Raw genomic sequence first — 11,870 nt, 5'->3', positions numbered from 1 at the left:
AAAGGATCTTAACCGCGTGCAGCCAATGCATCAGACAGTGTTTTCAGCACAGCGTCTTCTGGCACTTCTGATGTAACGAATGCCTTACCGATGCCGCGGGCCAGAACGAAGTTTAGCCTGCCCTTGATCACCTTTTTGTCTTGCCCCATCAGGTCAAGCAATCCCTGCGCGTCCGGCAGCTCTCCCCCAATATCGGCCAAATCGGTTTTCATTCCCATCGCCTTGAGATGCGCCCGTACCCGGCTTGGGTCTTCTTGCGCACAAAGGCCGATCCGCGCCGACAATTCGAACGCCAATGCACAGCCGATAGACACCCCTTCCCCATGCATCAAACGGTCGGAATACCCGGTGGCCGCCTCCAAGGCGTGGCAGAATGTGTGGCCCAGGTTCAACAAGGCACGGTCGCCTTGTTCGGTCTCATCCCGGACCACAATGTCGGCTTTCATCTGCACTGATTTGCGCACCGCTTCGACACGTGCCGCCATGTCCCCCGCCGCAAGCGCCGGTCCTTGAACTTCCAACCATTCAAAAAAGTCAGCCGCGCCCAAGAGCCCATATTTGACCACCTCACCATATCCGGCGAGAAAATCCCGCGCAGTCATGGTGTTCAAAACAGAAGTGTCCGCCAAAACCAACGAGGGCTGATGGAATGCCCCGATCAGGTTTTTGCCCTGCGGTGCGTTGATGCCGGTCTTGCCCCCAACCGAGCTGTCAACTTGCGCCAGCAGCGAGGTGGGGATTTGAACAAACCGCACACCGCGCCTCAGAATTGCCGCCGCGAAGCCGACCAAATCGCCGATCACCCCACCGCCAAACGCGATCACAATATCGCCGCGCTCCACCTTCTGGTCGAGAAGCCATTCAACAGTCTGGCTTAGAAACGGCCAAGATTTTGTGCCTTCCCCCGGCGGCAGTTCCAACACTTCCATGTCCAAACCTGCCGCGCCCAGGCCGTCGCGCAGTGTCTCCAAATGCAGCGCCGCAACCGTGTGATCCGTGACCACGCAAAGCTTTTTGCGGCCGCCAAGCGGCGCAATCCGCTCGCCCGCGGTTTGCAAAAGACCGGGGCCAATACACACATCATAGGCCCGTCCCGGCAGATCGACACGAACGGTTTCAAGCATTGATTTTCTCCAGTACATCCGGCCGGGTCAAAAGCACGTCAAGCACCCGGTCCGCCATCTGTTCTATTGTGAGGTTTGGAAGACAAGTGACTGATAAATCGGCCTTTTGATAGACAGGAACACGGGCATCATAAATCGAGGTGAGCGTCGCTTTGGGATCTGCGGTGCGCAGCAGTGGCCGGGTATCCTTGTGCCGCACCCGGTTCCAAAGCAATTCGATATCCGCGTTCAGCCAAACCGAAACGCCCCGCGCGGAAATGTTTGTCCGGTTCTCATCGGCCAGAAACGCACCGCCGCCAGTTGATAAAATGCCCCGTTCACTGTCCAGCAAACGTGAAATCACCTCGGCCTCCCGCTTGCGAAAGAAGACCTCGCCATCGCGGTCAAAGATTTCCGGCACCGTTAAATTGGCCGCGCGTTCGATCTCTGCGTCACTATCAAGGAAAGGTACGCCCAGCTTGGCCGCCAAAGCCCGACCCACCGCTGTCTTGCCCGCGCCCATCATGCCCACCATCACAGCGGTCTTTTTCAGACGGTAACGCGGGGCTGACGTGTGGTCATCGGCCATGGTTTGCTCAATTTTGCTCATTTTCATCTGAATGACGTGATCTTACCCAAAAGGCCATATATAGATTGAGGAACAAAGCAAAAAACAAACGGGCACATCATGGGCAAATTGATCAAACTGCTGATATATCTCCTGATCATCGGATGTATTGGGTTGATCGGCTATGCTTATATCGGGCCGTTTTTTGGGGCCGATTTTAGCCCCGATCAGGTGGAAACCCACGTTCCGGTCACTTTGGTCGCGGAATGATCTGATGTTGCGCCGCCGCCAATTCTCGAACATGCGCATTGTCGCGGCGACAAGCGTTCTTTTGGCCGCGCTTCCTTTGGCAGCACAGCAGCCGGCACCCGCTGCCCCGCTTTCAGTGATAGATTGGCTTGGCACCCAAGGGACCGCGGCACCCCGATCTCAACCCCGTAGCTTGATCATCGACGAGGTTCCTGTGGCCAAAACCGGCAGCGTACCGGAGGTGTCTGTTATCCCTCTTGGCGATGGGGCGCCGCGCGAGATTGGGCTTGTGCCTTCCGGGATCACCGGACTGCCGCCCGGTCTTTGGGCCGGAAGTGATGTCAACCGATTGAAAACATTGATCGAAGCATTGCCGGACTTGCGCCTGCCAGCCGCGCAATCGCTGTTGTTCACAGTCCTATTGGCGGAGGCGCAAGCGCCCAAAGGCGGCAGCGCAGCCGGGGATGCTTTGGCGCTTTTGCGGGTTGAGAAGCTGTTGAAAGAAGGCGCTCTTGATCCTGCGCTTTCCCTGGTCGAGCAGGCCAACGTAACAACCAGCGCAGCCCATTTTGATCTGTGGATGCAGATCAGCCTGCTCACCGGAACCGAAGATCGCGCTTGCAATATGCTGTCGCGGTCGGCGCATCTGACGGCTGATTATGGCACACGGATTTTTTGTGCGGCGCGCGATCAGAAATGGGACAATGCATCGCTGACCTTTGGGTCGGCACAGGCCTTGGGATTGATGAGCCCTGAAAAGCTGGATCTTGCAGACAGGTTTCTGCATCCCGACGCCTTTGAAGAGGCCGCCGCCCTGCCCGCGCCGCGCAAGATGGATCCGTTGAGTTTTCGGCTGTTCGAAGCGATCGGAGAGCCGCAACCGACCCGGAATTTGCCCCGCGCCTTTGCCGTTGCAGATCTGCGCGATCTGGCCGGATGGAAGGCGCAGTTGGAAGCGGCAGAGCGGTTGACCCGCGCAGGCGCATTGCCGGACAACCGTTTGCTGGGCCTCTACACAGACCGATCGCCCGCCGCGTCGGGCGGCATTTGGGATCGGGTCGCGGCCTTGCAACGGTTTGAGACAGCCCTGTCCACCGGCAGTGCAGAGGCCGTTGCCAAGACCCTTCCGGCGGTCTGGTCGGCCATGGGCAGCGCCGGTTTGGAAGTGACGTTTTCAAGCTTGTTCTACGAAAAGCTGGCGGCCTTTGACTTGCACGGAAGCGCCGGGGAGATCGCGAAAAAGGTCATGTTGCTGTCACCCAATTATGAAAGCGCCGCTGCGCCAGATGGCGGCTTTGCCGATTTGATTGCCAAGGGCGAAGTGCCGGACCGGCGGCCCGATGCACCGCTTTCAGGTGCGATTTATGATGCCTTTTCAGAGGCTAGTCCCCGCGCAGACCTGATTGCAAACGTTGCTCAGAACCGGCTGGGGGAAAGCATTCTTGTGCTGCTGGGCCTTTTGCAACAAGGCGCAAACGGCGATGCTGCAGCATTGCGCGATGCGCTGGCGACACTGCGGGCGCTTGGGCTCGAAGACACCGCGCGCCGGGCGGCCTTGCAAGTCTTGGTGTTGGAGGCCTGAGCGATGCAAACCGCCACCTTCCACTGGATTTCTTCCTTTCTTGAGGCGCAGGCCGCTGAATTGGGCGCCGCGACCAACACGCAATTGGCCTATGGCCGGGATCTGAAGGATTTTGATCTGTTTTTGGCGGGCCGCGCCCGCGATTTCGAAGATGCGGCGCGTTCGGATGTTGAGGACTATCTGGTGTATTGCGATGCGCAGGGTTTGGCCAAATCTACCCGTGCGCGGCGCTTGTCGGCGATAAAACAGCTGTATCGCTTTGCCTTTGAAGAGGGCCTGCGCAGTGACAATCCCGCAATCCAGATCGCCGGTCCTGGGCAGGACAAGCGTCTGCCCAAGATCCTGAGCGAGGCCGAAGTCGATGCCCTGCTGGATGCGGCCCGCAATTCCGGTCGCAGCAAATCGGACCAGAACCGCAATACCTGCCTGATGGAGCTGCTTTATGCCACCGGCATGCGGGTGAGTGAGTTGGTTAGCCTGCCTGTCAGTGCCACACGCGGTGATCCGCGCTTGCTGCTGATTATGGGAAAAGGCGGCAAAGAACGCATAGTTCCGCTATCGCCTCCATCCCGCGAGGCATTGACCGAATGGTTGCGCGAACGTGACACGCAGGATGCCGCGGCGGAAAAGCTGCGCAAACCCGTATCACGGTTCCTGTTCCCGTCGCGTGGCGCATCAGGCCATTTGACGAGGCATCGGTTCTATTTGCTGATCAAGGAATTTGCCGTTGCGGGCGGTGTTGATCCTTCCAAGGTCACGCCGCACACCCTGCGCCACGCCTTTGCCACGCATCTGTTGGCCCATGGTGCCGATCTGCGGGCGATCCAGACAATGCTCGGTCATGCCGATGTGGCCACGACCGAGATTTACACCCATGTCTTGCAAGAACGGTTGTCAGAGCTGGTTCTGGATCATCACCCCTTGGCCGACGCCCCAAAGCGCAAAGCGGCGGGCAAAACATCCTCGGACGGCCAATAGCCGGTGCGCAGCGCGGTTTTGTAATCCTCCGGCAATCCCGCCGCAGTCATATCGGCCTGCGCGGCCTCAACATCATAGCTGAGCCGGTGAAACTGCACCTCGCCGCCATCGAGCAGTGCAAATCGCGTCTGTTGCCGTCCGTCGTGCGGCGGCATGCCGATCACGCCCGCGTTGATCCATTGCCCCCTTGGCGTTGTTTTCAGAAACGGAATGCCGCAATGGCCTGCAATGATGTGATCTATCGCGCCGATCTGTTGTTCCAATGTGTCCCATTCATCCAAAAAGTGGCTCTCCGGAGACATCTCCCAAACAAAACGCGCCACATCCCGGACACCGCCATGGATCACCGCATAGCGTGCACCCTGATGATAAAAACTGATCATGTCAGGCCGCGCCGCCATCCAGATCCTGTCCGCACCGCTGAGCGCTTGGGCAGCATATCCATACCACCGGGCGCTCAACAAATCGCAGGCCGTGCCATCCTCAAACCCGCAGCCACAATCCGCCGCGCCGCTGCCCAACTGGATTTCGCAGTTGCCAGCCACCACCGCACAGCCCATCGCGCGGATCATCGCCGTGGTCCGCTGCGGCGCGCCGCAATAGGCCACGATGTCGCCCGTGCAGATCATCTGATGCGGGGCAATGCCGCGATCTTGAGCCGCAGCAAAGAGCGCGCCCAAAGCCTGTGCATTTGAATAGGGGCCGCCAAACAACAAGACCGGATCATCCAAAACACCCAAATCTACATGCCGCATTGCGCCCGTCCTTCCCGCACACCCTTGAATGACATGCCCATGATGCCCATAACCACTGCTACAGTGAAACAAACGGATATCAACACCCATGGAACCCAGCGCACCTATTCTTGATGGCGCTTTTTGGATCAGCAGCAGCATCATCTTGTTCCTGCTTGTTCTCTCCGGCTTTTTCTCCGGCTCCGAGACGGCCCTGACGGCGGCCTCGCGGGGGAAATTGCGTGCGCAGGCTGACAAGGGCTCGCGCGGGGCGACGCGGGCGCTCAAGATCACCGAAGACAATGAACGTCTGATTGGCTCGGTCCTGCTGGGCAACAATCTGGTGAACATTCTCGCCGCCTCGCTGGCCACTGCGATGTTCACGCGGCTTTTTGGCGAATCCGGTGTGGCGCTGGCCACGCTGGTGATGACACTGCTGGTGCTGGTCTTTGCCGAGGTGCTGCCAAAAACCTATGCAATCACCAATGCAGAACGCGCCGCCGCTTTGGTCTCGCGGCCAATCGCGCTGGTTGTGCTGGTCTTTGCCCCAGTGGTCAGCGCGGTACGCCTGTTTGTGCGTGCCATTCTGCGGATTTTTGGTGTGACCATTGACCCCGACAGCAACATCCTCGCGGTGCGCGAGGAAATCGCTGGCGCTTTGCAGTTGGGGCATTCCGAAGGGGTGGTGGAAAAAGAAGACCGGGACCGGATTTTGGGTGCGCTCGACCTGCGCGAACGGGTGGTTGAAGAAATCATGCTGCACCGTTCCGGCATTGAGATGATCGATGCTCAGGCAGAACCCTCTGATATTCTTGAACAATGCCTGCAATCCAACCACACGCGGCTGCCGGTCTACCGTGATGATCCTGAAAACATCATCGGCGTGGTGCATGCCAAAGATCTGCTGCGGGCGATGTACAAGCTGATCGGCGGCCCGGATGGCGAAGCGGCGGCGCTGAAGAACTTCAACGTGGTCAGCGTGGCGATGAAGCCCTATTTCGTGCCCGAAACCTCAACGCTGGATGAACAGATGCGCCAGTTTCTGCGCCGCCGCACCCATTTTGCGCTGGTGGTGGATGAATATGGCTCGCTTCAGGGTCTGATCACCCTCGAAGACATCCTTGAGGAAATTGTCGGCGAGATCACCGATGAATTTGACCCCGACGCCGATCACCACGTGACCCCGGCTGAGGACGGGCATCATTACGTCGATGGCGCCATGACCATCCGCGATTTGAACCGCGCCACAGATTGGTCTCTGCCCGATGACGAGGCCAATACCGTTGCCGGTCTGGTAATCCATGAGGCGCAGATGATCCCGACCCCGGGTCAAGTCTTCAGCTTCCATGGCTTCCGGTTCGAAGTGATGGCCAAGGACGGCAACCGCATTGCGCAATTGAAAATCCGCCCGCTCTGAGGCGGGCTTCCCCCTTTTTGGCATCAAATACTCTGCGGGGGTCCGGGGGTGCAAAACCCCCGGCGCTTTCACTTGACATTGCGCCCCGTCAGGCGCGCAGCTTTTCCCCTTTGGGATCAAACGGTGGTTCGGACAGGATCACCGCCTTGTGCGGCTGGCCCAGAACCATAACCTCAACCTCGTCCCCCGGCCCCGCGTCTTTCACAAAACCCAAGGCCAGCGATTGACCAACTGTATAGCCATAGGCGCCCGAGGTGACGCGCCCGATGCCTTTGCCATCCTTGAAGATCGGCTCGCCCCCTGTGGCATCCGCGTTTGAGGCCGTTGTCGCATCGGCATCCAACGCCAGAATGACCAGATGCTCGCGCGGGGTTTTGGCCAAAGTCTCAGCCACGGCGGCCTTATTCAAGAACGCCTTGTCCATCTTGCACAGCCGGTCCAACCCGACCTCTTGCGGCCAGTATTCAGGCGAATATTCACGGCTCCAGGAGCCATACCCTTTTTCAACCCTGAGCGACATCAATGCGCGGCTGCCCACGGGTCCTGCGCCAAAATCTGCGCCCGCCTCAATCAGTGCTGCGAAAAGTTGCGCCTGATCCTCCTCGCCGCAATGCAGCTCCCAGCCCAGATCGCCGGTGAAGGACACCCTGAGGGCCAATACCCGGATGCCGGCTAGCTCGATCCACTTGGACCGCATGAAGGGGAAATCTGCCGTGGCCAGCGAAGTATTGGTCAACCGCCCCAGCAATTCGCGCGATTTTGGCCCCGCGACGTTGAACCCGCAAACCGCCTCGGTCCGGCTTTCGAAGGTTGTCCCCTCGGGCAGCGGCACCTCTTTGAAGAACCGCGCGTGATAGCGTTCGGCCATGCCCGAGCCGATGATCCAAAACTCGCCTTCTGCCATGCGGGTGACGGTGAAATCCCCCGCAATACCGCCGCGCACGCCAATCAGCGGCGTCAGGCAGGACCGGCCCACCGCCCGCGGCATGGTGTTGGCAAAGATGGCGTTCAGCCAGTCTTCCGCCCCCGGTCCCTTGCAGACGTATTTTGCAAAATTCGAGATGTCGATGATCCCGGCTTTGTCACGCAGCATCTTGCATTCGCGGCCCACCTGATCCCACCAGCCCTGGCGGGTGAAGCCTTCGGTCTCGTCCTCGGTGCCCGCTGGGTATCCGTAATACAGCGGATTTTCCCAGCCATAGTTGAGGCCAAAGACCGCGCCAAGATCGCGCTGCGCTGTGTAAGCGGGGCGTTTGCGCATCGGACGTCCGGCGGAGCGTTCCTCATTGGGGAAGTGAATTTTGAAGCGGTTGGCGTATTGGTCGCCCACCCGCGCCTTGGTAAAGGCCGCATCGGCCCAATCGCCAAACCGCGCCACGTCCCATGCGAACATGTCATAGCGGCTTTCGCCTGTGACGATCCAATCCGCAGCCAAAAGCCCCATGCCGCCCGATTGCGAAAAGCCCGGAATGATGCCGTTGCAGCAGAAATAATTCGACAATTCCGGCACCGGACCAAACAGCACATTGCTGTCCGGCGACCAGATCATCGGCCCGTTGATCACCCGTTTGATGCCCGCCTCGCCCACTGCAGGCACCCGGTCAATCGCCCGCATCATGTTGTCTTCGATCCGTTCCAGATCATCGGCAAACAATTCATGACCAAAGCCTTGCGGCGTGCCATCTTCGGCCCAGAACCGCAGATCTTTCTCATAAGCCCCGACCAACAGGCCCTTGCCCTCTTGGCGCAGGTAGTATTCGCCGTCGCGGTCGGCAACGGAGGGCAAACGCCGATCAAGCCCGTCAATCTCGGCAATGGTTTCGGTCACGAAATACTGGTGCTCTGTGGGTTGCAACGGCAGTTTGATCCCCGCCAACGCGGCAACCTCGCGCCCCCAAAGGCCAGCGGCGTTTACCACCCATTGGGTTTTAATATCGCCCTTCTCGGTGCGCACAATCCATGTGCCATCACGCTGTTGTTCCGTACCTGTGACCGGGCAAAAGCGGATGATCTCGGCCCCGTTTTGCCGCGCGCCCACGGCATAGGCGTTGGTCACACCAGAGGGGTCCACATTGCCGCCAGAGGGTTCAAACATGATGCAGCGGATGCCATCATAATCAACCAGCGGATGCAGCGCCTCAGCCTCGGCGCGGCTGACTTCGTGAAAATTTAATCCGTAGTATTTGGCCTTGGCCGCCTGCAAGCGCAACTGATGTTCGCGGGCTTCGGTCTGGGCTAGATACAGCGATCCGGGCTGGAACACCCCGCAGCTTTGGCCGGTTTCGGCTTCAAGCGCATTGTAGAGATCCATTGTGTAGTTCTGGATGCGGGTGATGTTGTTGTTGTCATGCAATCCGTGAATATTGGCCGCCGCGTGCCAGGTGGAGCCTGAGGTCAATTCGTCCCGCTCCAGCAGGACAACATCCGTCCACCCCAATTTGGTCAGGTGGTACAGAATAGAACAGCCGATAACGCCGCCTCCGATAACGACAGCTTGGGCCTGGGTGCGCATGATTTTGCTTTCCGATTGGTTTCACTGTCTCGGAACTTGACCCCTGCACATGGGCGCAGATTGCCGGAACCCGACATTGGCTGTCGCCAAAAGGAAAGTTTGCAGCATTGTTTGCGTATCCCTGCTGGATAACTCGGGGCAAGGAGGCGAGTCTGATCCCCGCCCGCCAAACCTTGACTGCCTAGGATCATGCAGCAAAATCGACATATTTTGTCGGGAAACCACATGAATCCTACCGACGCCTTGTGCAACCTCCGATCAAATTGAATGGAGAAATATATGAAAACCTCAACCCGTGTTGTGATTATTGGCGGCGGAGTCGTTGGCGCGTCGGTTTTGTATCACCTGACCAAGCTTGGCTGGTCCGATGTGATGCTTCTGGAACGGTCCGAGCTGACCTCGGGGTCCACTTGGCACGCTGCGGGCGGTTTTCATACGTTGAATGGTGACACCAATATGGCCGCGCTACAGGGCTATACCATTCGGCTTTATAAAGAGTTGGAAGAGATCACCGGCATGTCTTGCGGGTTGCACCATGTGGGCGGCGTGACGCTGGCCGACAATCAGGACCGTTTTGATATGCTTTTGGCCGAACGGGCCAAGCATCGGTTCATGGGGCTGGATACGGAAATCGTATCGCCCGAAGAGATCAAGAAAATTGCTCCTGTGACCTCCATCGATGGGATTATTGGCGGGCTTTATGACCCACTTGACGGGCACCTTGACCCTTCGGGCACCACCCATGCCTATGCCAAGGCAGCCCGGATGGGCGGCGCGACGATTGAAACACATTGCATGGTGCAAGAGACCAACCAGCGCCCCGATGGCACCTGGGATGTGGTCACAGACAAAGGCACCATTCATGCGGAACATGTAGTCAACGCCGGCGGCCTATGGGCGCGTGAGGTTGGCGCGATGGCCGGGGTCTATTTCCCGCTGCACCCGATGGAGCATCAATACCTCGTCACCGAAGAAGTGCCGCTGATCGCCGAAATGATGGCCGACGGCAAAGAACACCCGCATGTGATGGACCCGGCTGGCGAGAGCTATCTGCGCCAAGAAGGCAAAGGGCTATGTATCGGGTTTTATGAGCAAACCTGCCGCCCATGGGCCGTTGATGGCACCTCGTGGAGCTTTGGTCAGGATCTGCTGCAAGACGACTTTGACAAGATCGAAGACAGCATCGCCTTTGCCTACAAACGTTTTCCCGATCTGGAAAAGGCTGGCGTCAAAAACGTCATTCACGGGCCGTTCACCTTTGCCCCGGATGGCAACCCGCTGGTGGGTCCGGTGCCGGGCATGCGCAACTATTGGTCTGCTTGCGGCGTTATGGCCGGGTTCAGCCAAGGCGGCGGCGTTGGCCTGATGCTGGCGCAATGGATGATCGAAGGCGAACCGGAGCGTGACGTGATGGCGATGGATGTGGCCCGCTTTGGCGATTGGATCACACCGGGCTACACCTTGCCGAAGGTCATTGAGAACTACCAAAAGCGTTTCTCAGTCGCTTACCCGAACGAGGAACTGCCTGCCGCACGCCCGCATCGCACCACGCCGATGTACGATATCTTTACGCAGATGGGCGCGGTCTGGGGCCAGCAGTTTGGCCTTGAGGTGCCAAACTATTTTGCCCAAGGCGATGAGCCCACCTATGAAACGCCCAGCTTCCGCCGGTCTGACGCCTTTGACGCCACCGCCCGCGAAGTGGCTGGCGTGCGCAACGCAGTGGGCATCAACGAGGTGCAGAACTTTGGTAAGTTCCTGATCAAAGGGCCAAAAGCACGGGCTTGGCTGGACCGGATCATGGCCGGCCGGGTGCCGCAAAAGGGCCGGTTGTCCCTGACACCGATGCTGTCGGAAAAGGGCCGGTTGTTCGGGGATTTCACCATCTCTTGTCTGGCAGAAGACCTGTTTCAGCTCACGGCCTCTTATGGCTCGCAGGCCTATCATCACCGCTGGTTCCTCAGCCATCTTGAGGATGGCGTTGAGGTCGAAAAGATCTCTGATCGGCGCAATGGCTTTCAGATCGCCGGCCCCAAGGCGCGGGACGTTTTGCAAGCCTGCACCCGCACCGATATCTCTGGGATGAAGTTTCTGGATGTGTGGGAAATGACCATCGGTCAGGTCGCCTGCATCGTTCAACGGGTCAGCTATACCGGTGATCTGGGCTTTGAGATCTACTGTGATCCGATGGACCAGCGGGCGCTGTGGAACGCTCTTTGGGGCGCGGGCCAGCAACATGGCATGGTGCCTTTTGGCATGCGGGCGATGATGTCCCTGCGGTTGGACAAGTTCTTTGGCTCTTGGCTGTCGGAATTTTCACCCGATTACACAGCGGCAGAGACCGGGCTCGATCGCTTTATCAGTTTCAAAAAGAACACTGATTTCATTGGCCGCGCCGCTGCCGAGGCAGAACGGGCCACGCCCCCTGCCCGCAAATTGATGGCGTTTGAAGTGGAGGCCGATGATGCGGACGTGCATGGCTATGAGCCGATCTGGCTGGACGGCGCTGTGGTCGGTTTCTGCACCTCGGGCGGCTATTCGCACCATGCGCAAAAATCCATCGCCATGGGCTTTGTGCCAACAGAACGCGCCGAGGAAGGCCTGGCGGTCGAGATCGAAATTCTGGGCAAGATGCGTCCGGCCAAGTTGATCACTACGCCGCTGTTTGATCCCGAAGGGGCGCGGATGCGCGGCTGACAACCTGTTGGTCCGGGCGTAAGCTGCCCG

At 58.7% G+C, this 11,870-nt stretch carries 9 protein-coding genes; 5 read left to right on the top strand and 4 right to left on the bottom strand.

The genetic code is table 11. From position 1 onward, the window contains the following. Positions 1-8: 8 nt before the first annotated feature. On the bottom strand, positions 9-1,124 hold the full coding sequence (gene aroB, locus C8N31_RS06980; protein ID WP_025048174.1) for a 3-dehydroquinate synthase: 1,116 nt from the start codon (positions 1,122-1,124) through the stop codon (positions 9-11). After that, positions 1,117-1,713, bottom strand: a complete 597-nt coding sequence (locus C8N31_RS06975) for a shikimate kinase (protein ID WP_025048175.1) — start codon at positions 1,711-1,713, stop codon at positions 1,117-1,119. The genes aroB and C8N31_RS06975 overlap by 8 nt, the downstream gene beginning before the upstream one ends. Before the next feature lie 78 nt (positions 1,714-1,791). Here C8N31_RS06975 and C8N31_RS20325 point away from each other — a divergent pair, with 78 nt between their 5' ends. The 3 genes from C8N31_RS20325 to C8N31_RS06965 are packed head-to-tail and all read left to right on the top strand — an operon-like array spanning position 1,792 to position 4,480. Then, positions 1,792-1,941 carry a hypothetical protein gene (locus tag C8N31_RS20325; RefSeq protein WP_162933483.1) on the top strand — a complete coding sequence of 50 codons (150 nt, stop codon included), beginning with the start codon at positions 1,792-1,794 and terminating at the stop codon, positions 1,939-1,941. A gap of 4 nt (positions 1,942-1,945) precedes the next feature. Next, complete coding sequence (locus C8N31_RS06970; protein ID WP_231476797.1) at positions 1,946-3,502, top strand: hypothetical protein; 1,557 nt, start codon at positions 1,946-1,948, stop codon at positions 3,500-3,502. Between the two features lie 3 nt (positions 3,503-3,505). Beyond that, a complete protein-coding gene (locus C8N31_RS06965) occupies positions 3,506-4,480 on the top strand; it encodes a tyrosine recombinase (RefSeq protein ID WP_025048177.1) in 975 nt (324 codons plus the stop codon). Here C8N31_RS06965 and C8N31_RS06960 read toward each other — a convergent pair. Continuing rightward, complete coding sequence (locus C8N31_RS06960) at positions 4,417-5,235, bottom strand: metallophosphoesterase family protein (RefSeq protein ID WP_025048178.1); 819 nt, start codon at positions 5,233-5,235, stop codon at positions 4,417-4,419. The genes C8N31_RS06965 and C8N31_RS06960 overlap by 64 nt on opposite strands. An 88-nt stretch (positions 5,236-5,323) precedes the next feature. Here C8N31_RS06960 and C8N31_RS06955 point away from each other — a divergent pair, with 88 nt between their 5' ends. After that, on the top strand, positions 5,324-6,631 hold the full coding sequence (locus C8N31_RS06955; RefSeq protein WP_025048179.1) for an HlyC/CorC family transporter: 1,308 nt from the start codon (positions 5,324-5,326) through the stop codon (positions 6,629-6,631). 88 nt (positions 6,632-6,719) lie between these two features. Here C8N31_RS06955 and C8N31_RS06950 read toward each other — a convergent pair whose 3' ends face one another. Beyond that, the gene (locus C8N31_RS06950) at positions 6,720-9,143 is read right to left on the bottom strand and encodes a GcvT family protein (protein WP_025048180.1); all 2,424 of its coding nucleotides are present in this window, start codon (positions 9,141-9,143) and stop codon (positions 6,720-6,722) included. A 279-nt stretch (positions 9,144-9,422) separates the two neighbouring features. Here C8N31_RS06950 and C8N31_RS06945 point away from each other — a divergent pair, with 279 nt between their 5' ends. After that, positions 9,423-11,840, top strand: coding sequence for a GcvT family protein (locus C8N31_RS06945; protein ID WP_025048181.1), 2,418 nt, complete (start codon positions 9,423-9,425; stop codon positions 11,838-11,840). Positions 11,841-11,870: the final 30 nt, after the last annotated feature.

The organism is Sulfitobacter mediterraneus (assembly GCF_003054325.1).
GTDB classification, from domain to species: Bacteria; Pseudomonadota; Alphaproteobacteria; order Rhodobacterales; family Rhodobacteraceae; genus Sulfitobacter; species Sulfitobacter mediterraneus.
The sequence above is the reverse complement of the archived record's forward strand: the minus strand, read 5'-3'. Positions and strand labels throughout refer to the sequence as shown.

What these genes read in the sequence shown, in the direction of transcription:
- C8N31_RS06945 (WP_025048181.1), top strand. Translation starts at nt 9,423, where the DNA reads ATGAAAACCTCAACCCGTGTTGTGATTATTGGCGGCGGAGTCGTTGGC.
- C8N31_RS06950 (WP_025048180.1), bottom strand. Translation starts at nt 9,143, where the DNA reads ATGCGCACCCAGGCCCAAGCTGTCGTTATCGGAGGCGGCGTTATCGGC.
- C8N31_RS20325 (WP_162933483.1), top strand. Translation starts at nt 1,792, where the DNA reads ATGGGCAAATTGATCAAACTGCTGATATATCTCCTGATCATCGGATGT.
- C8N31_RS06975 (WP_025048175.1), bottom strand. Translation starts at nt 1,713, where the DNA reads ATGAGCAAAATTGAGCAAACCATGGCCGATGACCACACGTCAGCCCCG.
- C8N31_RS06970 (WP_231476797.1), top strand. Translation starts at nt 1,946, where the DNA reads ATGTTGCGCCGCCGCCAATTCTCGAACATGCGCATTGTCGCGGCGACA.
- C8N31_RS06965 (WP_025048177.1), top strand. Translation starts at nt 3,506, where the DNA reads ATGCAAACCGCCACCTTCCACTGGATTTCTTCCTTTCTTGAGGCGCAG.
- aroB (WP_025048174.1), bottom strand. Translation starts at nt 1,124, where the DNA reads ATGCTTGAAACCGTTCGTGTCGATCTGCCGGGACGGGCCTATGATGTG.
- C8N31_RS06955 (WP_025048179.1), top strand. Translation starts at nt 5,324, where the DNA reads ATGGAACCCAGCGCACCTATTCTTGATGGCGCTTTTTGGATCAGCAGC.
- C8N31_RS06960 (WP_025048178.1), bottom strand. Translation starts at nt 5,235, where the DNA reads ATGCGGCATGTAGATTTGGGTGTTTTGGATGATCCGGTCTTGTTGTTT.